The following is a 19,181-nucleotide window of genomic DNA, read 5'->3' on the forward strand; positions in this document are numbered from 1 at the left end:
CATCATGGCGATCCGTCCCGGTAAACATCCATGCTTTTGGCGAATGCCGGTTCATAGCACCTGCGTGCTTATAATGCGCCACGGGATCTGGTGGGAGAGGCGGTATGTTGCTACGGGGTTTGACATGGCTGGTGCTGTTCCAATTGCTGGGGACGGCGCTCAATCATCTGCTGTTGCCCGTGCTTCCTGGCCCGATCATTGGCCTGTTGCTGTTGCTGGTTTTCCTGATCATCCGCGGTGAAGTGGGTGAGCCACTGAGCCAGGCCGCCGGCAGCCTGCTGCGCTACCTGCCCTTGTTGCTGGTGCCGCCTGCCGTCGGGGTGATGGTCTATGCCCGGGACATTGCCGCGGACTTCTGGGCCATCGTCGGCGCGCTGGTGTTGTCGCTGGTGCTCTCCCTGGCGTTTGCCGGCCTGTTGATGCAGCGCCTGGTCAAGCGCCAGGCTCGCCGGGAGGAAGGCCAATGACGTTCGACTGGCAGGGAGCCTGGGCGGCGGTCATCCATCACCCGCTGTTCGGCATCGGCATCACCCTGGGGGCCTATCAGCTGGTGCTGGCGGCCTTCGAAAAGACCCGCTGGATATTCCTGCAACCGGTGCTGGTGTCCATGCTGTTGTTGATCGGTGTGCTGCTCGGCTGTGGCTTGAGCTACGCCGAGTATCGCAAGAGCACCGAGATCCTGAGCATCCTCTTGGGCCCGGCCACCGTGGCCCTGGCGGTACCGCTGTACCTCAACCTGCGACGCATCCGCCAATTGTTCTGGCCGATATTTACTACGCTGGTGGTGGGCGGGGTCTTGGCTACCAGCCTGGGTGTGGTGCTGGGCTGGTGGTTCGGCGCCGAGCACATGATCCTGATGACCATGGCACCCAAGTCGGTGACCTCACCGATTGCCATGCTGGTGGCCGAGCAGATCGGCGGCGTGGCGGCGCTGGCGGCGGTGTTCGTGCTGATCACCGGTGTGCTGGGGGCAATCGTGGGTCCCGGGTTGCTGGATCGTCTGGGGGTCAAGGCGCCTGAAGCGCGGGGCATGGCCCTGGGCATGACGGCCCATGCGGTGGGAACCTCGGTGGCCCTGCAGGAAAGCGACGAGTGTGGCGCCTTCGCGGCGCTGGCGATGAGTCTGATGGGCGTGGCCACGGCGGTATTGCTGCCGTTGGCAGTGTCTTTGCTGGTTTGAGGATAGTGAGATGAGCCTGGCGTTGTTCCCCTTGAATACCGTGCTGTTCCCTGGGTGCGTCCTCGACTTGCAGATTTTCGAGGCACGCTACCTGGACATGATCGGTCGCTGCATGAAGCAGGGCAGCGGCTTCGGCGTGGTGTGCATCCTGGACGGCGAAGAGACCGGCGTTGCCCCCCAGGGCTACGCCCGGGTGGGCTGCGAGGCGTTGATCAGCGACTTCCACCAGCAGGACAACGGGCTGCTGGGCATCCGGGTCCGAGGTGGGCGGCGCTTTCGCGTGCTGGACAGCGAAGTGCAGAAGGACCAACTGACGGTGGCGCGGGTGGAGTGGCTCGAAGAGGCCGCAGAACAGCCATTGCGCGACGATGACGCCGACCTGGTGGCGCTGCTCAAGGCCTTGGCCGAGCATCCGATGGTCGAGGCCCTGGACATGGGCGCCGAGGCTACCGGGCAACTGTCCCTGGCCAACCAGCTGGCCTACCTGCTGCCCTTTCCCGAGCTGGACAAGATCGACCTGTTGCAACTCGATGACCCGCAGCAGCGCCTCGATGCGATCCAGCAACTGCTCGACGAGTTGCAGGGCGAGCTGTTCGCCTGACTCGCCTGCCGGTTCAGTAGGCGTAGCGCAGCAATGCCTGGGGCAAGTGGCGCATCGACATGGCGATGCACAGCAGCAGGGTCACCGGCAGCACCAGCCACCAGGCCTTCGCCGGCATTGGCTTGAGCGAGGTCTGCCACTGGCTCAGGGTCAGGCTGGCGGCGCAGACACAGGCCGCGAGCATGGCCCCGGCGAGGATGTCCGTGGGCCAGTGGGCCCCCAGGTAGACTCGTGACAGCGCGATCGACAATGCCGGCAGGCAGCCCAGCAAGAGCCAGGTCAGGCGCATCCGTGGAGGTTGTCCACGGCCAGCCAGCACCGCCAGGGTCAGGAACAGGGCGAAGGAGCCAGAAGCATGGCCGCTGGGCATGCTGAAACTGGTGAGTGGCTCGGTCAGCACCTCTGGACGTATCCGGGCGAAGAACCACTTGCTGGCGGTGTTGGCCAGCGCGGTGCCCATGAGCGTGGCGCCGGCGAATACCGCCTGGCGCCATTGTCGCAGCAGCAACAGCAGCAGGGTCAGGGCGGCGCTGATGATGAACATGGCGCGGAACTCGCCGATCTGGGTGACCATGACCATGAACTTGTCCAGCGCCGGGTCGCGGTGCTCCTGCACCAGGGCGATCAGGCCCTGGTCAAGCTGGGCCAGATGGGGGTAGCCAATGAACAGTCCGACCAGAAGCGACAGGCTCAGGCCGGACATCAGCAGCGTGGCTCGGCGATGGCGGCGCAGGCTGCTGTTGACGCTCAGGCCGATCAACACTGCGAGGCTGCCGATGACCACTCCGGCCTGGGGCCAGAAGCCCTCGGGCAGCGGCAGGCGAATGGCCGCGCCGGTGGCCCAGCCCGGTAGCAGGTAGGCCACCGACCAGCCAGCGGCGGCCAGCAGGCTGATGGCAAAGAAACGCGGAAACGGCATGTCGAACATGCCCGCCACCATTGGCAGCATCGGCCGTAGCGGGCCAATGAAGCGTCCAACCAGCAGGCTGGCAGTACCGTAGCGCTGGAAATAGGCTTCGGCGCCGTTGATCCATTGTGGGTGGTGGCGCAGGCCAGGCAGGCGCCGGATGCTCTGGTGGAAGCGTCGGCCCAGGAGATAGGAGATGACATCGCCGAGGATCCCGGCGGTGAAACCCAGCAGCAGTGTCTCGCCCAGCGACAGGGCGCCGTTGCCAGCCAGCACGGCGATTGCAAACAGCAATACCGTGCCGGGGACGATCAGGCCGGCGATGGCCAGGCACTCCACCAGGGCCACGATGAAGACCGCAGCAGCCAGCCACTGCGGGTGGGTGCTCAGCCAGGCGGTCACGCTGTCGAGCCATGGGCCCATAGGTTCAACTCCATTGTCTGTGTCTGGCGGGGTCAGTCGATGATGAGGTAGTCGCGGCCTTGGATCTGGCCCCGGCGTAGCGGGTTCCGGGTGCAGCAGGGGGCATAGGCGGCATCGACGAATCGGTACATCAGGTGTTCGTCGCGGCCATGGGGAATGCCCAGGCGGGTGGTCTGGATGATCTGCGGCACGGTGCTGCCGACATCTTCGACGAAGAGGATCTCGTGATCGAAGCGTTTCGCATCCCAGACCGGAACCTTCAGGCCCAGGGCCTTGCACAGCAGAGTCTGGCCGGCACAGAGCTTTTGCGCAGAGCGCGGCAGGCCATGGGCATCCGGGTTGTTCAGCTGCATCTGCGCCAGGGCCTCGGGGCCGGAAACCTCATCGAGCCAGGGATAGGCCGACTTGATCAGCACGGCGTTGCCCGGGCCCTGGGCGCTGAAGTTCAGCGAGTCGCCACCACGGGCGTAGTACATATAGATGTGACCGCCATCCAGAAACAACGCCTTACGCTTTTCTGTGAAGCCAAGGGAAGCGTGGCTGCCTTTTTCCTCGCAGTAATAGGCTTCAGTCTCGATAATGCGCGCGGACAACCACAGGTTGCCGACTTTATGGCGGATGACTTTGCCCAGCAGTTCACGAGCCAGGAGTTGAGCGTCACGGTCGAAAAAGCTGTCGGGCAGGGCCTTGGGCAGCTTCGCAGAGGTCAGGATGGACATGTTGGTGAAGGATTTGGCCGGGAAAGTGACGGAATGATAACAACTTCAGGCTTAATTCAAGCTGAACCACGAGTATTTCGACCATCCGCCCGTGACCGCTGTCCGTGGGCGGGCGTGACAGCTATAATCAGCCGCTTTCCTCTTTGCCAAGACCACACCAGACCATGACTGAGTCCGTTCTTGACTACATGACCCGCTTGGGTCGCGCTGCCCGCCAGGCTTCCCGGGTCATTGCCCGTGCCACCACTGCGCAGAAGAACCGTGCGCTGCTGGCGGCTGCCGATGCGCTGGACGCTGCGCGACCGGAACTGACCGCGGCCAACGAGCAGGACCTGGCCAGCGGCCGGGCCAATGGTCTGGAACCTGCCCTGCTGGATCGCCTGGCACTGACTCCCGTCCGTATCGACGAGATGATCGAAGGACTGCGTCAGGTGGCCAAGCTGCCTGACCCCATCGGTGAAATCCGTGATATGCGCTACCTGCCCTCGGGCATCCAGGTGGGCAAGATGCGCGTACCGCTCGGGGTGATCGGGATCATCTACGAGTCGCGCCCCAATGTGACCATCGACGCAGCGGCCCTTTGCCTGAAGTCCGGCAATGCCACCATCCTGCGCGGCGGTTCCGAAGCCATTCATTCCAATCGCGCCATCGCCGCCTGCATCCAGCAGGGGTTGGCGGCGGCCGACCTGCCGGCCCATGTGGTACAGGTGGTGGAAACCACTGACCGGGCCGCGGTGGGGGCGTTGATCACCATGCCCGAGTTCGTCGACGTCATCGTGCCCCGTGGCGGCAAGAGCCTGATCGAACGGGTCAGCCGCGATGCCCGGGTGCCGGTGATCAAGCACCTGGACGGTGTCTGCCATGTGTACATCGACGTCGCGGCCGACCTGGACAAGGCCATTCGCATTGCCGACAACGCCAAGACCCACCGCTACGCACCGTGCAACACCATGGAAACCCTGCTGGTGCATGCCGCCATTGCCGAGCGCGTACTGCCGCCACTGGCCGCGATCTATCGCGACAAGGGCGTCGAGTTGCGCGGTTGTGCGCAAACCCGCGCAATCCTTGGTGCCGATGTGCTGCAAGCGACCGAAGAAGACTGGCGTACCGAATACACCGCGCCGATTCTGTCGATTCGTGTGCTGGACGGCCTGGAACAGGCCATCGAACACATCAACACCTACGGTTCGCACCATACCGACTCCATCGTCACCGAAAACTTCAGTGACGCCCGGCGCTTCCTCAACGAAGTGGATTCCAGCTCGGTCATGGTCAATGCCTCGACGCGTTTCGCCGACGGTTTCGAATACGGCCTGGGTGCGGAGATCGGCATTTCCACCGACAAGCTGCACGCCCGTGGTCCGGTTGGGCTGGAAGGGCTGACCAGCGAGAAGTACGTAGTCTTTGGCGACGGTCACGTGCGCACTTGATGGGCAAACGTATCGGCCTGCTGGGTGGCACCTTCGATCCAGTGCACATCGGCCACTTGCGTGGCGCGCTGGAGGTGGCGGAATCCATGCAACTCGATGAGCTGCGCCTGGCACCCAGTGCCCGGCCGCCCCATCGGGATACACCGCAGGTGTCGGCGCTCGATCGTCTGGCGATGGTCGAATGTGCGGTGGCGGGCGTTTCACCCCTGGTGGTGGACGACCGTGAGCTGAAACGGGACAAGCCGTCCTACACCATCGACACTCTGGAGCAGATGCGGGCCGAGCTGGCCGCGGATGACCAGTTGTTTCTGTTACTGGGATGGGACGCGTTTTGCGGCCTGCCCACCTGGCATCGTTGGGAAGAATTGCTCCAGCATTGCCACATCCTGGTGCTGCAACGCCCGGATGCCGACAGCGAACCGCCGGATGCCTTGCGCAACCTGCTGGCGGCGCGCTCGGTGAGCGACCCGCTGGCCCTGCAAGGGCCGGGGGGACACATTGCATTCGTCTGGCAGACGCCGCTTGCGGTGTCCGCCACCCAGATCCGTCAACTGCTGGCCAGCGGTAAGTCGGTACGTTTCCTGGTGCCTGACGCGGTCCTGGCCTATATCGATGCACACGGACTTTACCGTGCGCCGAACTGAAGGAACGCTGCCGGCCTGTGCTGAGCGGCGCTCCAAACATACGAGCTGAACGAGTTTTATATGACTAACCAAGTAATGAAAGGCGAAGATCTGGTCAAGGTGGCTGTTGCCGCGCTGGAAGACGTCAAGGCCCAGGACGTCCTGGTGATCGATGTTCGCGACAAGCAAAGCATCACTGACTACATGATCATCGCCACCGGTACCTCCAATCGCCAGATCGGCGCGATGCTGGAAAAGGTCCGCGAAATGGTCAAGGCCCAGGGCGTGCGTCCGCTGGGTGAAGAAGGCAAGGGCGACAGCGACTGGGTGCTGCTGGACCTGGACGACGTGATCGTGCACATGATGACCGCCTCGGCTCGTCAGTTCTACGACCTGGAGCGTCTGTGGCAGGGCGCCGAACAGAGCCGTGCGGCCGATGGCAAGCATCACAGCCCGGAGCATGGCCACGAGCACTTCACCAAGCTCAACAAAGACCAGCAATAAGGGACGGCTGTGCGCCTGCGTCTGATTGCTGTCGGTTCACGCATGCCCAAGTGGGTGGAAGAGGGTTGGCATGAGTATGCCAAGCGTCTGCCATCCGAGCTGGCGCTTGAACTGGTGGAGATACCGCTCAACACCCGGGGCAAGAATGCTGACGTGGCCCGCTTCATCCGTCAGGAGGGCGAGGCCATGCTGGCCAAGGTCGGGCATAACGAGCGTGTCGTCACCCTCGAGGTTCACGGCAAGCCCTGGAGTACCGAGCAACTGGCGGTGGAGCTGGATCGCTGGCGCCTCGATTCGCGCACCGTGAACTTCATGGTTGGCGGCCCGGAAGGGCTGGCGCCGGAAGTCTGTGCGCGGGCGGACCAGCGCTGGTCGTTATCGCCGCTGACCTTGCCGCACCCGCTGGTGCGGATCCTCATCGGCGAACAGCTGTATCGTGCCTGGACCGTGCTGTCCGGCCACCCTTATCACAAGTAGCCCGCGCCCCTCATGTCTCAGCCGATCCGAATCAAGGACCATGAAAAAGACGCCCGCCTGGTACGTAACCGGGTGGTGTTCGGCGCCATTTTGGTGGTCTGCCTGATCGGCGTGCTGATTGCTCGGCTGTATTACCTGCAAGTGATCCAGTACGAGATCCACTCCACGAAATCCGAGAGCAATCGGGTTCATGTCCAGTCCCTGCCGCCGGCCCGTGGGTTGATCTACGACCGCAACGGAGTGGTGGTGGCCGACAACCGGCCCAGCTTCAGCCTGAGCATGAGCCGCGAGCGCTCCGGTGACTGGCGACGGGTGCTCGATGTGATCGTCGAGGTGCTGGAACTGCCCCCGGAAGATCGGGTGCTGTTCGAAAAACGTGTCAGGCAGGGGCGACGAGCCTTTGAGCCTGTGCCGATTCTGTTCGAGCTCACCGAAGAGCAGATCGCCCGGATCGCGGTGAACCAGTTTCGCCTGCCTGGCGTGGAAGTGGTGGCTCAACTGGTCCGGCATTATCCCCAGGGCGCGCACTTTGCCCATTCCGTGGGGTATGTAGGGCGGATCAATGAAAAAGAACAGAAAACCCTGGATTCGGTGAACTACAGCGGTACCCACCACATCGGCAAGACCGGCATCGAGCGATTCTATGAAGCCGAACTGCACGGTCAGGTGGGTTATGAGGAAGTCGAGACCAATGCCCGTGGACGTGTGCTGCGGGTGCTCAAGCGGACTGACCCGATTCCCGGCAAGGACATCGTCCTGAGCCTAGATGTCAAGTTGCAGGAAGCGGCAGAGGCGGCCCTGGGCGGGCGGCGGGGCGCAGTGGTGGCATTGGACCCGAACACCGGCGAAGTGCTGGCGATGGTCAGCCAGCCGAGCTTCGATCCCAACCTGTTCGTGACCGGTATCAGCTTCAAGGCTTATGCCGAATTGCGCGACTCCATCGACCGGCCGCTGTTCAACCGGGTGCTGCGAGGCCTGTATCCACCGGGTTCGACCATCAAGCCGGCAGTGGCCATTGCCGGGCTGGATGCGGGCGTCGTCACCGCGGCGACCCGGGTCTACGACCCCGGTTATTACCAGCTGCCCAACTACGATCACAAATACCGCAACTGGAACCGTACCGGCGACGGCTTCGTCGATCTGGACACGGCGATCATGCGATCCAACGACACCTATTTCTACGACCTGGCCCACAAGCTGGGGATCGATCGGCTCTCGGCCTACATGGGCAAGTTCGGCATCGGCCAGAAGGTTTCCCTGGACATGTTCGAGGAATCACCGGGGTTGATGCCGACCCGCGAGTGGAAGCGCGCGACTCGGCGTCAGGCCTGGTTCCCGGGGGAAACCCTGATCCTCGGGATTGGCCAGGGCTACATGCAGTCCACGCCCTTGCAACTGGCCCAGGCCACGGCGCTGGTGGCCAGCAAGGGGCGCTGGAATCGGCCGCACCTGGCCAAGAGCATCGAGGGTGAAAAACCAGTGGATCACAACCCGATGCCGGATATCGTGCTGCGCGATCCGGCGGACTGGGCGCGGGTCAACCATGGCATGCAGCAAGTGATGCACGGTGCCCGGGGTACCGCGCGCAAGGCGGCGGCTGGATCGCCTTACCGGATCGCCGGCAAGAGCGGTACGGCCCAGGTGGTGGCGATCAAGCAAGGTGAGAAGTACGACCGGTCCAAGGTCCAGGAGCGTCACCGCGACCACGCCCTGTTCGTTGGTTTTGCCCCGGCCGAAAGCCCGAGGATCGTGGTGTCGGTGATGGTGGAGAACGGTGAGTCGGGCTCCGGCGTTGCGGCTCCAGTCGTCCGTCAGATCATGGACGCCTGGCTCCTGGGGCCGGATGGCCAGGTCAAGCCGGAGTTCGCCAGCCCTATCAGCGCGGAGGCCACGGCCCGTGAAGAGTAATTTTGACCGCATCCTTTCCAGTGAGGATGTGATGCGCCGTCGTGCGACGCTGCTGCAGCGCCTGCATATCGATGGCCCCTTGCTCATCCTGTTGCTGACACTGGCGGCCGGTAGCCTGTTCGTACTGTATTCGGCCAGTGGCAAGAGCTGGGACCTTTTGGCCAAGCAAGCCACTTCGTTCGGCATTGGCCTGGTGTCGATGATCGTGATTGCCCAGTTCGAGCCGCGGTTCATGGCGCGCTGGGTGCCCCTGGGCTATGTGTTCGGCGTCGTGCTGCTGGTGGTGGTGGACGTGATGGGGCACAACGCCATGGGCGCGACCCGCTGGATCAATGTCCCCGGAGTGATCCGCTTCCAGCCTTCGGAATTCATGAAGATCATCATGCCGGCGACCATCGCCTGGTATCTGTCCAAGCGTACCTTGCCACCTCACCTCAAGCATGTGGGTATCAGCCTGATACTGATCGGTATTCCGTTCATGCTGATCGTGCGCCAGCCTGACCTGGGCACCGCGTTGCTGATCCTGGCCGGTGGCACCTTCGTGCTGTTCATGGGCGGGTTGCGCTGGCGCTGGATCATCGGCGTGCTGGCGGCAGCAGTGCCGGTCGCGGTGGCCATGTGGATGTTCGTCATGCACGACTACCAGAAGCAGCGGATCCTGACCTTCCTCGACCCGGAAAGCGATCCTCTGGGCACGGGCTGGAACATCATCCAGTCCAAGGCCGCCATCGGTTCGGGCGGCGTGTTTGGCAAGGGCTGGCTGCTGGGCACCCAGTCGCACCTGGACTTTTTGCCCGAGAGCCACACCGACTTCATCATCGCAGTCCTTGGGGAAGAGTTCGGCCTGGTGGGCATCTGCGCGCTGCTGCTGATCTACCTGCTGCTGATCGGACGCGGGTTGGTGATCACGGCCCAGGCCCAGACGCTGTTCGGCAAGTTGCTGGCAGGCAGCCTGACCATGACGTTTTTTGTTTACGTTTTCGTCAACATCGGTATGGTCAGTGGCTTGTTGCCGGTGGTGGGTGTTCCGTTGCCCTTCATTAGCTACGGAGGAACTTCGCTGGTGACGCTACTGTCAGCGTTTGGGGTTTTGATGTCGATCCATACCCATCGCAAGTGGATCGCGCAGGTTTGAATAAGGTGAAGAATTCAATGCAAGTAATGCGTGGCTGGGCCGCTCGGCATGCACCGTGGGTCGGTCTGGTAAGCATCCTGGGAGCCTCTGCGCCCGCTTCGGCCGGCAACTACGAAGGCTCGCCCCAGGTCGCCGAATTCGTCGGGGAAATGACCCGGGACTACGGTTTTGCCGGGGAACAGCTGATGAGCGTGTTCCGCGAAGCCGAGCGCAAGCAGGCGATTCTTGATGCCATCTCGCGGCCTGCCGAGCGGGTCAAGCAGTGGAAGGAATACCGGCCGATGTTCATCACCGACGCGCGCATCGCCCGGGGTGTGGATTTCTGGCGTCAGCATGAGGCGGTGCTGGCCCGCGCCGAGCAGGAGTATGGGGTTCCGGCCCAGGTCATCGTATCGATCATCGGCGTGGAAACCTTTTTTGGTCGCAATACCGGGAATTACCGGGTGATCGATGCACTTTCGACCCTGGGCTTCGATTACCCCCCGCGTGCCGAGTTCTTCCGCAAGGAGCTGCGCGAATTCCTGCTGCTGGCCCGCGAAGAGCAGCTCGACCCGTTGAGCCTCAAGGGGTCCTATGCCGGTGCCATGGGGCTGCCGCAGTTCATGCCGAGCAGCTTTCGCGCCTACGCCGTGGATTTCGACGGTGATGGGCACATCAATATCTGGACCAACCCGGACGACGCCATTGGCAGCGTGGCCAGCTACTTCAAGCGTCATGGCTGGGTAGCCGGCGAGCCGGTGGTCAGTCGCGCCGATGTACGGGGCGAGCGAGTGGATGAGGGCCTGACCACCGGGATCGAGCCGACCAAGACCGTCGGGGAGTTGCGAGCCCTGGGCTGGTCGAGTCATGATGCGCTGCGCGATGATCTGCCGGTCACTGCTTTCCGCCTGGAAGGCGATAGCGGTCCGGAATACTGGATGGGCCTGAAGAACTTCTACGCGATCACTCGTTATAACCGCAGCGTGATGTATGCCATGGCCGTACATCAGTTGTCTGAACAGCTGGTCCAAGCACGGGGCGTCAAGTAATGCTGGCAATGCCAATCCGCAAACCCCTGAAGCTGCTGGCTCTTGCCGCATTGTCGTTGTTGGTGGCCAGTTGCTCCACGAGCCGCTCACCGCAACCCAAACCTACCAGTGCCGTGCGCTCGATGCCGGGCCTGGACGTCAACCGGGCCCACAAGGACGGCGCCCCCTGGTGGGATGTCGACGTGTCGCGGATTCCCGATGCAACGCCGACCCTGCATACCGGCCCGTACAAGGCCAATCCCTATACAGTGCTGGGCAAGACCTACTTTCCCATCCAGGAGTCCAAGAGCTACGTGGCGTCCGGCACGGCTTCCTGGTACGGCACCAAGTTCCACGGCCAGAACACCGCCAACGGCGAAGTCTATGATCTGTACGGCATGAGTGCCGCGCACAAGACCCTGCCGCTGCCCAGCTATGTGCGGGTGACCAACCTGGACAACAACCGCAGCGTGATCCTGCGGGTCAATGACCGGGGGCCGTTCTATTCCGACCGGATCATCGATCTGTCCTACGCTGCGGCAAAAAAGCTCGGTTATGCCGAGACCGGTACGGCCCGGGTCAAGGTCGAGGGTATCGATCCTCAGCAATGGTGGGCCCAGCGTGGCCGTCCGGCGCCTTTGATGCTCAACGAACCGCAAGTGGCGCAGAATAGCGCGCCAGTGGTGACGGCCTCGGCCGGTACCGTCGAGCAGTGGACGCCACCACCTCAGCAGCACGCCGCGGCGGTGGTCCCGGTGCCGATGAAGAGCACCGCGACAGCAGCCTCTGGCCAGTATCTTCAGGTAGGCGCCTTCGCCAATCCGGATGCTGCCGAACTGCTGAGGTCGAAATTGAGCTCGATGGTGAGCGCTCCGGTGTTCATCAGCTCGATCGTACGCAATCAGCAGACGCTGCATCGGGTACGTCTTGGGCCGTTTGGCACGCCGAACGAAGCCCAGCAAGCGCAGAACAGCGTGCGTCTGGCCAACCTGGGCCAGGCGAGTGTGGTCGCTGCGGAATAGCAACATCGAGAATTGAGGGTTCGCTTGCGGTGTTGGGGGGCGGGCCCAGGTTGTTGGCTCGTCGAACAACAAAAGCCCGGCAAGGGTCGTGAGTGAACAACGTACACGCGACAACCCTTTAGAAGGTTGTCTGAAATAGTTTTGCCCCTCGGGCAAGTTTCCATTAGCAACTTCGAGAGACGGATGAACATCACCACCTTTGCCAAACGCCTGTGCCTGCTTGTCCCGCTGATCATCACGCCCGCCGCCTGGGCGGTCGAGGTGATGCCGTCACCACCGCAGCTGGCCGCCAAGTCCTATGTGCTCATGGATGCCAGCAGCGGAAACGTGCTGGTGGAGAACAATGGTGACCAGCGCCTGCCGCCCGCCAGCCTGACCAAGCTGATGACCGCCTACATCGCCACCCTGGAAATCCGTCGTGGCCAGATTGGCGAGAACGATCCGGTGACCGTCAGCGAGAACGCGTGGCGCACCGGCGGTTCGCGGATGTTCATCAAGGTGGGTTCGCAGGTTTCGGTCAGCGACCTGCTGCACGGCATCATCATCCAGTCGGGCAACGACGCCAGTGTCGCGATTTCCGAGCACATCGCCGGTAGCGAAGATGCCTTTGCCGATGTCATGAACAAGACCGCCAGCGACCTGGGCATGAGCAACAGTCACTTCATGAACCCGACCGGCCTGCCAAACCCCGAGCACTACTCGTCGGCCCACGACATGGCGGTGCTGGCGCGCGCGATCATTCACGAAGACCCGGCGCACTATGCGATCTACTCGCAGAAGGAATTCTTCTGGAACGGTATCAAGCAGCCCAACCGCAACCTGCTGCTGTGGCGCGACAAGACCGTCGATGGCCTGAAGACCGGCCACACCGACGAAGCGGGCTACTGCATGGTGTCGTCGGCAGTGCGTGATGGCATGCGCCTGATCGCCGTGGTGTTCGGCACCAACAGCGAGCAGGCCCGTGCGGCCGAGACCCAGAAGCTGCTGACCTACGGTTTCCGCTTCTTTGAAACCCAGACCTTCTACCAGAAGGGTACCGAGCTGGCTCAGGCTCCTGTCTGGAAGGGCACCACGCACCAGGTCAAGGCCGGCCTGGCTGAAGACCTGACCATGACCATGCCCAAGGGCCAGCTGAAGAAGCTGGCGGCCAGCATGACCATGAACCCACAACTGGTTGCACCAATCGCCAAGGGTGACGTGATCGGCAAGGTCGAAGTGAAGCTGGATGACAAGGTAGTGCACAGCGCCAACCTGATCGCCCTGGAAGCGGTCGACGAAGGTGGTATCTTCCGTCGCATGTGGGATAGCATCCGTCTATTCTTCTACGGCTTGTTCAACTGATATTGTCGACCCACGTGGCCCTCGCTCCCAGGCGGAGCGGGGGCCACGTCCGTCGCCACGGCTTACGAGGCCGTTATTACCATGACAGACACTGACGTTAAGTCGCACAAGATTGAGTTTCCCGTCGACGACTATCCGATCAAGGTGATCGGCGACACGGTCGTTGGCTTCAAGGACACCGTGATCGAGATCCTGGCCAAATACGCCACCCTGGACATCAAGTCCCTGGCCGAGCGGCAGAGCAGCAATGGCAAGTACACCACGGTGCAACTGCACATCACCGCTACCGGTGAAGACCAACTGCGTGATATCAATAGTGCCCTGCGCGCTACCGGTGTCGTCCACATGGTGTTGTGATGCCACGGACGCTGGGCTTTCGTGAGCTTGGCCTGATGCCTTACGAACCGGTCTGGCAGGCCATGCAGCGCTTTACCAATGAACGCGGCACCGATGCACCGGACGAAGTCTGGCTGGTGCAGCATTCCCCGGTCTTCACCCAGGGGCAGGCTGGCAAGGCCGAGCATCTGCTGGTGCCGGGAGATATCCCGGTGGTCCAGGCCGATCGCGGCGGTCAGGTGACTTACCATGGTCCAGGCCAATTGGTGGCTTATCTGCTGCTGGATGTGCGCAGGCTGGGGTTCGGTGTACGTGACCTGGTCAGCCACATGGAGCAATGCCTGGTCGAATTGCTGGCCAGCTATGGCGTCTCTGCGGCGGCCAAGCCCGATGCACCGGGTGTCTATGTCGACGGGGCGAAAATCGCCTCCCTGGGCCTGCGTATCCGTCACGGATGCTCCTTTCACGGTCTGGCCTTGAACGTGGACATGGATTTGCAGCCGTTTCGACGGATTAACCCCTGTGGTTATGCCGGCCTGGCGATGACCCAGCTGAGCGACCATGCAGGGCCGATTGAATTTGCCGAGGTAAGTGCCCGGCTGCGTGCGCAGCTCGTCAAACACCTCGACTACGCTGAGCAGACGACCCTAAAGGGCGGAATCGACTGATATGACTACTGCGCAACAAGACGCTGTTCAAACCCTGATCCCGACGCTGGATGTTTCCGAGCGGCCGGCCCGTGCGAAAGTTGAAACCGGCGTCAAATTGCGCGGTGCGGAAAAGGTCGCGCGCATTCCGGTGAAGATCATTCCGACCACCGAACTGCCGAAGAAACCCGACTGGATTCGTGTACGCATCCCGGTGTCCCCGGAGGTCGACCGAATCAAGCAATTGCTGCGCAAGCACAAGCTGCACAGCGTCTGTGAAGAGGCGTCCTGCCCGAACCTGGGTGAATGTTTCTCCGGTGGTACCGCAACGTTCATGATCATGGGCGACATCTGCACTCGTCGTTGCCCGTTCTGCGATGTGGGTCACGGTCGTCCGAAGGCCCTTGACGCTGATGAGCCGATGAACCTGGCCGTGGCCATCGCCGACCTGCGGCTGAAGTACGTGGTGATCACTTCGGTGGATCGCGACGACCTGCGCGACGGTGGTGCCCAGCATTTTGCCGATTGCATCCGCGAGATCCGCAAGCTGTCGCCAAACGTACAGCTGGAAACCCTGGTTCCCGACTATCGTGGCCGCATGGACATTGCCCTGGAGATCACTGCGGCCACGCCGCCTGACGTGTTCAACCACAACCTGGAAACCGTACCGCGCCTGTACAAGGCCGCACGCCCGGGTTCCGACTATCAGTGGTCATTGACCCTGCTGCAGAAGTTCAAGCAGATGGTGCCCCATGTGCCCACCAAGTCCGGCTTGATGCTGGGCTTGGGCGAGACCGATGACGAAGTCATCGAGGTCATGAAGCGCATGCGCGAGCACGACATCGACATGCTGACCCTCGGCCAGTACCTGCAGCCGTCGCGCAACCACTTGCCAGTGCAGCGTTTCGTTCACCCGGATACCTTCGCCTGGTTCGCCGAGGAAGGTTACCGGATGGGCTTCAAGAACGTTGCTTCCGGCCCGCTGGTGCGTTCCTCGTATCACGCCGACGAGCAGGCGAAACTGGCCAGGGAAGGCTTGGTTTCCTGATCCGCCGCACCCGCAGGAGCCAGCTCCTGCGGGTGATTTGTCGGTTCTTTCGAGCCGCCTCCTCCATTCCCCGCGTTTTGTGCTCCCAGCGAGCTATTTCCCCTTCTGTTTCGCAACATTCATGGCTACTGTGCTCCAGTGAATTCACACCGGGAGAATCCGTATGCCCATCCAACCGACCGCCGCCCTCCATGCCCACCTGCCCGTACCGGCGCTGGCGGCAGAAGGCGTCATCGGTCTTATCGCTCCTGCAGGTCCGGCAGCGCTGGACACCGCCAAGGCCTTCCAGTGGATGCGTTCCAGGGGCTATGACTTGCGGATCTTCCCAGGGGTAGGGCAGCAGGACGGTTACCTGGCCGGCAGTGACGAGGTGCGCCTGCAGGACCTGCATGACGCTTTCGCCGACCCCGAAGTGGACGCCATCCTCTGCCTGCGTGGGGGCTATGGCAGCCCGCGGTTGCTGGACAAGATCGATTTTGACCTGCTACGGCGCAACCCCAAGCCTTTCGTCGGCTACAGCGATATCACCGCCCTGCACCTGGCGATCAACCGTTACGCGGGTTTCGTGAGCTTTCACGGCCCCATGCTCAATGCCGACCTGCTGGCAGCCAAGCAAGCTCCCACCGAGGCGTCGTTCTTCAATCTGCTTCGCGGCCAGGTCAGGGCCGGTAGCCAGCTGCACCATCCCGTGGCCTTTCCCTTGACCACCGTCGAGCCAGGCATTGCACAGGGCGCGCTGCTGGGGGGGAATCTGTCGATCATCGCTAGCACCCTGGGTACGGCGTACGACATCGTGGCCGATGGCATCATCCTGTTCATCGAAGACGTCAACGAACCGCTGTATCGCATCGATCGCCTGCTCAATCACCTGCGCCTGGCGGGCAAGCTCGACAGGCTGCGTGGCGTGCTGGTGGGGGATGTGGCCGGTGTGGATTTCAGCGCATTGTGCGCTCTGCTCAAGCGCACCTTCGAGCCCCTGCGGATTCCGGTGCTGGCCGGATGGCGCAGTGGTCATTGCGACCCCAACCTGACCTTGCCCATGGGAGCCCTGGTCAGGCTGGACGCCGGAGCCAGGGAGTTGACCCTGGCTCAGGACGTGGTCTTCAAGTAACCGATTGATGGGACAGGGGCCCCTCTCCCGGTTTTTGGCTTACCGGCTGCGCAGGCTCTCCAGCAGCTTGCGGGTCGGGTAGCCATCTGCAGGCCAGCCCAGGCCTTGCTGGGCGCTGCGGATAGCCTTGCGGGTATTGGCGCCGATGATGCCATCGGGATTGCCGGCATCGTAGTGGTTGGCGCTGAGCAGTGTCTGCAACTCGATACGCTCGGTACGGCTCAGGGGCAGCTCGTCCTTGGGCCAGCTGCCGTTGATCTGCCCTGAGCCGGTGAAGCGCTCGGACAGCAGGTTGACTGCCAGTGCATAGGACGATGAGTTGTTGTACTTGAGTACCGCCCGGAAGTTATCCAGGATCAGGAATGCCGGTCCTCGATAACCCGCGGGCAGCAGCAGGGACGCAGACAACTGCTCGGAGCCGTAGGGCAAGGCATTGCCGTTGACCGGCTTCATTCCCAGGCGCATCCACTCGGCCACGCTCTTGCGGGTAGCGGCATCGGCCAGGGAGTAGTCGAAACCGCTGTTGAGCTGGACCTCCAGGCCCCAGGGCTGGCCCTTCTGCCAGCCCGAGCTCTGCAGGTAGTGCGCCGTCGAGGCCAGGGCATCGGCCGGGCTGTTCCAGATATCCCGGCGGCCATCCCCGTCGAAATCCACGGCATGGGTGTTGTAGGTGGTCGGGATGAACTGGGTCTGGCCCATCGCCCCGGCCCAGGAGCCCAGCATTTTCTCGGGCTGGATATCGCCATGCTGGATGATCTGCAGTGCAGCGATCAACTGGCTGTTGGCGAACCCTGGACGCCGGCCTTCATAGGCCAGGGTGGCCAATGAGCGGATCACCGACTTGTTGCCCTGGAAGTCGCCGAAGTTGCTTTCCATGCCCCAGACTGCCACCAGCACCTGACGATCCACGCCGTAGCGCTGCTCGATGCGCTGCAGGGTGTCGCCGTACTGGTTCAGCAGGGCCTGGCCCTTGCGCACCCGCACGGGGGACAGCGCGCCATCCAGGTATTCCCATACCGGGCGGGTGAACTCCGGCTGGCTGCGATCGGCCTTGATCACGCTCATGTCCGGGGTGACGCCGGCGAATGCACGGTCGAACACATCGGCGCGGATTCCGGCATTCAAGGCTTCGATGCGGAAGGCGTTCAACCATTCGTCGAAGCTTTGGGCGGGCTGGATGTTGAGGTTGTCGACCACCAGTGGTGCGACGGTCGCTGGTGCGGCGATGGGGGCCGCCTGCAGGTTGGGCAGCGGTTGAGCGTCGGCGGCGGTAGGTTTTTCCGCGCAGGCGACTAGCAGAATCAGGCTGGAGGCAACGATCAGTTGGCGCAGGTGCCGACGGCGGGAATTACGAAAGGGCATGCACAGGTCCAGAGAGAATAACAATCAGGTGCAGACCTTATCACGCCAATGGGGTTCAGGGCTTCAAGCGGCCAGAAAGTAAGAAGCCTCCCAGCTTTTAGACTGGAAGGCTTCGCGGCGGTAGCTGCCTTTGCCCTTGGCCGGGCGTTCCTGACGACTGCGGAACAAGGGCTGGGCGATGATGGACTTGGCCTTGTTGGGGCCATGCTTGGATGGCTTGCTCATGATCGATGCTCGCTTTGGGAGGATAGGTACAGCGGCGCGAATCATCGGCCAGAAGGGCGCCGCTGTCCAGTGCTCATGAGCGTTGCGGGGGCGGCAGCGGTTTATTCGGCAGGCAGGGCCAGGCGCTGGCCGGCCATCAGCAATGACAGGCGGCTCAAGCTGCTCCAGGCAGAACCGCTGGCCTGCCCTTTGATTTGAGCGTCGATGCGCTGGGCATCCAGCAGCAATTGGCTCCAGCGCTGTGCCGAGTAACGCTGCAGGGCCTTGCTCATCAGGGGCTTGCGTTTGTCCCAGACGGGGGGGCGAGCCTGGCTGAACACCTTGTCCAGGGGTATGCCCTGGCTAAACTGCAGGGCCAGGTTGGCCAGCAGCCGCAGCTCCCTGGACAGGGCCCAGAGAATCACCGGAGGCTCGACGCCTTCACCCTTGAGCCCTTCGAGCATGCGCAGGGCATGTGCCGCTTCGCCATTGAGGATGGCGTCGACCAGGCCGAACACGTCGAAGCGGGCGCTGTCGGCTACCGCCGCCTGCACCGTCTCGACGGTAAGTTGCCCGCCCTCGGCCATCAGCTTGAGTTTTTCGATTTCCTGGGCGGCTGCCAGCAGGTTGCCTTCGACCCGGGCGGCAATCAGTTCTACCGCGTCCTGGCTGGCGGACAGCCCAGACTGGGACAGGCGCTGGCGAATCCACTGTGGCAACTGGTTGGCATCCACAGGCCAGACCTGGATGAACTGCGTCTGGGGACCTTCGACCAGCGCCTTGCCCCATTTGGTTTTCTGCGCGCTGCCGTCGAGCTTGGGCAGGCTGATCAACAGCACCGTGTCTTCGGCCGGTCGCGAGCAGTATTCGATCAGCGCGGCGGCGCCTTTGTCGCCGGGCTTGCCCGAGGGCAGGCGCAGTTCCAGGAGGCGTTTTTGCGCGAACAGCGACATGCTGGCGCCAGCCTGCAACAGGCTGCCCCAGTCGAAGTTGGCGTCGGCGCTGAATACCTGGCGCTCGTCGTAGCCCTGCTGGCGTACCGCGGTGCGTATGGCATCGGCGGCTTCCTGGCAGAGCAGCGGATCGTCACCGCTGATCACATAGACCGGAGCGAGTGAGCCTTGCAGGTGTTTGCCGAGTTGGGCGGGAGCGAGTTTCATAGATACGGGTCGGTGGGGCGCCGAGACGCCCCACAA

Annotated in this window: 21 protein-coding genes; 16 read left to right on the forward strand and 5 right to left on the reverse strand. The window is 62.7% G+C overall.

The genetic code is table 11. The features are described 5' to 3' along the window. The first annotated feature begins 104 nt into the window (after positions 1–104). The 3 genes from LGQ10_RS23000 to LGQ10_RS23010 are packed head-to-tail and all read left to right on the forward strand — an operon-like array spanning position 105 to position 1,781. Entirely contained in the window at positions 105–467 is a 363-nt protein-coding gene (locus tag LGQ10_RS23000; RefSeq protein WP_226523291.1) for a CidA/LrgA family protein, read from the forward strand. After that, positions 464–1,180: an LrgB family protein gene (locus LGQ10_RS23005; RefSeq protein ID WP_226523292.1), complete on the forward strand. Its 717-nt coding sequence runs from the start codon at positions 464–466 to the stop codon at positions 1,178–1,180. Before LGQ10_RS23000 ends, LGQ10_RS23005 begins: the two co-directional genes overlap by 4 nt. Positions 1,181–1,190: 10 nt before the next feature. Further along, positions 1,191–1,781, forward strand: coding sequence for an LON peptidase substrate-binding domain-containing protein (locus LGQ10_RS23010; RefSeq protein WP_226523293.1), 591 nt, complete (start codon positions 1,191–1,193; stop codon positions 1,779–1,781). Positions 1,782–1,794: 13 nt separating this feature from the next. On the opposite strand, the gene LGQ10_RS23015 is transcribed toward LGQ10_RS23010, so the two are convergent. Continuing rightward, positions 1,795–3,111, reverse strand: a complete 1,317-nt coding sequence (locus LGQ10_RS23015; RefSeq protein WP_226523294.1) for a bifunctional DedA family/phosphatase PAP2 family protein — start codon at positions 3,109–3,111, stop codon at positions 1,795–1,797. Between the two features lie 32 nt (positions 3,112–3,143). Beyond that, complete coding sequence (locus LGQ10_RS23020) at positions 3,144–3,830, reverse strand: DNA-3-methyladenine glycosylase (protein WP_058436108.1); 687 nt, start codon at positions 3,828–3,830, stop codon at positions 3,144–3,146. Positions 3,831–3,994: 164 nt separating this feature from the next. Between LGQ10_RS23020 and LGQ10_RS23025 the strand changes: the two genes are divergently transcribed. From LGQ10_RS23025 to LGQ10_RS23085, 13 genes are all read left to right on the forward strand, one after another. Next, positions 3,995–5,260, forward strand: coding sequence for a glutamate-5-semialdehyde dehydrogenase (locus LGQ10_RS23025; protein ID WP_058436107.1), 1,266 nt, complete (start codon positions 3,995–3,997; stop codon positions 5,258–5,260). Beyond that, a complete protein-coding gene (nadD, locus tag LGQ10_RS23030; protein WP_058436106.1) occupies positions 5,260–5,904 on the forward strand; it encodes a nicotinate-nucleotide adenylyltransferase in 645 nt (214 codons plus the stop codon). The genes LGQ10_RS23025 and nadD overlap by 1 nt, the downstream gene beginning before the upstream one ends. A 60-nt stretch (positions 5,905–5,964) precedes the next feature. Next, positions 5,965–6,387, forward strand: a complete 423-nt coding sequence (gene rsfS, locus LGQ10_RS23035; protein ID WP_015637171.1) for a ribosome silencing factor — start codon at positions 5,965–5,967, stop codon at positions 6,385–6,387. Positions 6,388–6,396: 9 nt separating this feature from the next. Then, a complete protein-coding gene (gene rlmH, locus LGQ10_RS23040; protein WP_095181903.1) occupies positions 6,397–6,864 on the forward strand; it encodes a 23S rRNA (pseudouridine(1915)-N(3))-methyltransferase RlmH in 468 nt (155 codons plus the stop codon). A 12-nt stretch (positions 6,865–6,876) separates the two neighbouring features. Further along, entirely contained in the window at positions 6,877–8,772 is a 1,896-nt protein-coding gene (gene mrdA, locus LGQ10_RS23045; protein ID WP_226523295.1) for a penicillin-binding protein 2, read from the forward strand. A 31-nt stretch (positions 8,773–8,803) separates the two neighbouring features. Continuing rightward, the gene (gene rodA / locus LGQ10_RS23050; protein WP_226526180.1) at positions 8,804–9,907 is read left to right on the forward strand and encodes a rod shape-determining protein RodA; all 1,104 of its coding nucleotides are present in this window, start codon (positions 8,804–8,806) and stop codon (positions 9,905–9,907) included. A 5-nt stretch (positions 9,908–9,912) separates the two neighbouring features. Beyond that, entirely contained in the window at positions 9,913–10,935 is a 1,023-nt protein-coding gene (gene mltB, locus LGQ10_RS23055; protein WP_413247566.1) for a lytic murein transglycosylase B, read from the forward strand. Then, positions 10,935–11,936, forward strand: a complete 1,002-nt coding sequence (locus LGQ10_RS23060) for a septal ring lytic transglycosylase RlpA family protein (protein WP_226523297.1) — start codon at positions 10,935–10,937, stop codon at positions 11,934–11,936. Before mltB ends, LGQ10_RS23060 begins: the two co-directional genes overlap by 1 nt. Positions 11,937–12,119: 183 nt before the next feature. After that, the gene (locus tag LGQ10_RS23065; protein WP_058437681.1) at positions 12,120–13,277 is read left to right on the forward strand and encodes a D-alanyl-D-alanine carboxypeptidase family protein; all 1,158 of its coding nucleotides are present in this window, start codon (positions 12,120–12,122) and stop codon (positions 13,275–13,277) included. A gap of 81 nt (positions 13,278–13,358) precedes the next feature. Further along, a complete protein-coding gene (locus LGQ10_RS23070) occupies positions 13,359–13,634 on the forward strand; it encodes a DUF493 domain-containing protein (RefSeq protein WP_025129297.1) in 276 nt (91 codons plus the stop codon). Beyond that, on the forward strand, positions 13,634–14,281 hold the full coding sequence (gene lipB, locus LGQ10_RS23075; RefSeq protein WP_226523298.1) for a lipoyl(octanoyl) transferase LipB: 648 nt from the start codon (positions 13,634–13,636) through the stop codon (positions 14,279–14,281). Before LGQ10_RS23070 ends, lipB begins: the two co-directional genes overlap by 1 nt. Position 14,282: 1 nt before the next feature. Continuing rightward, on the forward strand, positions 14,283–15,308 hold the full coding sequence (gene lipA / locus LGQ10_RS23080) for a lipoyl synthase (RefSeq protein ID WP_058438098.1): 1,026 nt from the start codon (positions 14,283–14,285) through the stop codon (positions 15,306–15,308). 163 nt (positions 15,309–15,471) lie between these two features. Beyond that, the gene (locus LGQ10_RS23085; RefSeq protein ID WP_226523299.1) at positions 15,472–16,419 is read left to right on the forward strand and encodes a S66 peptidase family protein; all 948 of its coding nucleotides are present in this window, start codon (positions 15,472–15,474) and stop codon (positions 16,417–16,419) included. A gap of 39 nt (positions 16,420–16,458) precedes the next feature. Here the strand turns inward: LGQ10_RS23085 and LGQ10_RS23090 are convergent, their stop codons facing one another. The 3 genes from LGQ10_RS23090 to holA all read right to left on the reverse strand — a co-directional run bounded on the left by LGQ10_RS23090 (position 16,459) and on the right by holA (position 19,145). Next, a complete protein-coding gene (locus LGQ10_RS23090; RefSeq protein ID WP_226523300.1) occupies positions 16,459–17,781 on the reverse strand; it encodes a lytic murein transglycosylase in 1,323 nt (440 codons plus the stop codon). 63 nt (positions 17,782–17,844) lie between these two features. Continuing rightward, positions 17,845–18,006 carry an alternative ribosome rescue factor ArfA gene (arfA, locus tag LGQ10_RS23095; RefSeq protein ID WP_007927093.1) on the reverse strand — a complete coding sequence of 54 codons (162 nt, stop codon included), beginning with the start codon at positions 18,004–18,006 and terminating at the stop codon, positions 17,845–17,847. Between the two features lie 101 nt (positions 18,007–18,107). Next, positions 18,108–19,145, reverse strand: a complete 1,038-nt coding sequence (gene holA / locus LGQ10_RS23100; RefSeq protein WP_226523301.1) for a DNA polymerase III subunit delta — start codon at positions 19,143–19,145, stop codon at positions 18,108–18,110. Positions 19,146–19,181 lie beyond the last annotated feature (36 nt).

Source organism: Pseudomonas sp. L5B5 (assembly GCF_020520285.1).
In the GTDB taxonomy this organism is placed as follows: domain Bacteria; phylum Pseudomonadota; class Gammaproteobacteria; order Pseudomonadales; family Pseudomonadaceae; genus Aquipseudomonas.

What these genes read in the sequence shown, in the direction of transcription:
- LGQ10_RS23085 (WP_226523299.1), top strand. Translation starts at nt 15,472, where the DNA reads ATGCCCATCCAACCGACCGCCGCCCTCCATGCCCACCTGCCCGTACCG.
- lipA (WP_058438098.1), top strand. Translation starts at nt 14,283, where the DNA reads ATGACTACTGCGCAACAAGACGCTGTTCAAACCCTGATCCCGACGCTG.
- nadD (WP_058436106.1), top strand. Translation starts at nt 5,260, where the DNA reads ATGGGCAAACGTATCGGCCTGCTGGGTGGCACCTTCGATCCAGTGCAC.
- LGQ10_RS23015 (WP_226523294.1), bottom strand. Translation starts at nt 3,111, where the DNA reads ATGGGCCCATGGCTCGACAGCGTGACCGCCTGGCTGAGCACCCACCCG.
- LGQ10_RS23010 (WP_226523293.1), top strand. Translation starts at nt 1,191, where the DNA reads ATGAGCCTGGCGTTGTTCCCCTTGAATACCGTGCTGTTCCCTGGGTGC.
- LGQ10_RS23065 (WP_058437681.1), top strand. Translation starts at nt 12,120, where the DNA reads ATGAACATCACCACCTTTGCCAAACGCCTGTGCCTGCTTGTCCCGCTG.
- mrdA (WP_226523295.1), top strand. Translation starts at nt 6,877, where the DNA reads ATGTCTCAGCCGATCCGAATCAAGGACCATGAAAAAGACGCCCGCCTG.
- rodA (WP_226526180.1), top strand. Translation starts at nt 8,804, where the DNA reads ATGCGCCGTCGTGCGACGCTGCTGCAGCGCCTGCATATCGATGGCCCC.
- rsfS (WP_015637171.1), top strand. Translation starts at nt 5,965, where the DNA reads ATGACTAACCAAGTAATGAAAGGCGAAGATCTGGTCAAGGTGGCTGTT.
- LGQ10_RS23000 (WP_226523291.1), top strand. Translation starts at nt 105, where the DNA reads ATGTTGCTACGGGGTTTGACATGGCTGGTGCTGTTCCAATTGCTGGGG.
- LGQ10_RS23020 (WP_058436108.1), bottom strand. Translation starts at nt 3,830, where the DNA reads ATGTCCATCCTGACCTCTGCGAAGCTGCCCAAGGCCCTGCCCGACAGC.
- arfA (WP_007927093.1), bottom strand. Translation starts at nt 18,006, where the DNA reads ATGAGCAAGCCATCCAAGCATGGCCCCAACAAGGCCAAGTCCATCATC.
- lipB (WP_226523298.1), top strand. Translation starts at nt 13,634, where the DNA reads ATGCCACGGACGCTGGGCTTTCGTGAGCTTGGCCTGATGCCTTACGAA.
- LGQ10_RS23025 (WP_058436107.1), top strand. Translation starts at nt 3,995, where the DNA reads ATGACTGAGTCCGTTCTTGACTACATGACCCGCTTGGGTCGCGCTGCC.
- LGQ10_RS23005 (WP_226523292.1), top strand. Translation starts at nt 464, where the DNA reads ATGACGTTCGACTGGCAGGGAGCCTGGGCGGCGGTCATCCATCACCCG.
- LGQ10_RS23070 (WP_025129297.1), top strand. Translation starts at nt 13,359, where the DNA reads ATGACAGACACTGACGTTAAGTCGCACAAGATTGAGTTTCCCGTCGAC.
- LGQ10_RS23090 (WP_226523300.1), bottom strand. Translation starts at nt 17,781, where the DNA reads ATGCCCTTTCGTAATTCCCGCCGTCGGCACCTGCGCCAACTGATCGTT.
- LGQ10_RS23060 (WP_226523297.1), top strand. Translation starts at nt 10,935, where the DNA reads ATGCTGGCAATGCCAATCCGCAAACCCCTGAAGCTGCTGGCTCTTGCC.
- holA (WP_226523301.1), bottom strand. Translation starts at nt 19,145, where the DNA reads ATGAAACTCGCTCCCGCCCAACTCGGCAAACACCTGCAAGGCTCACTC.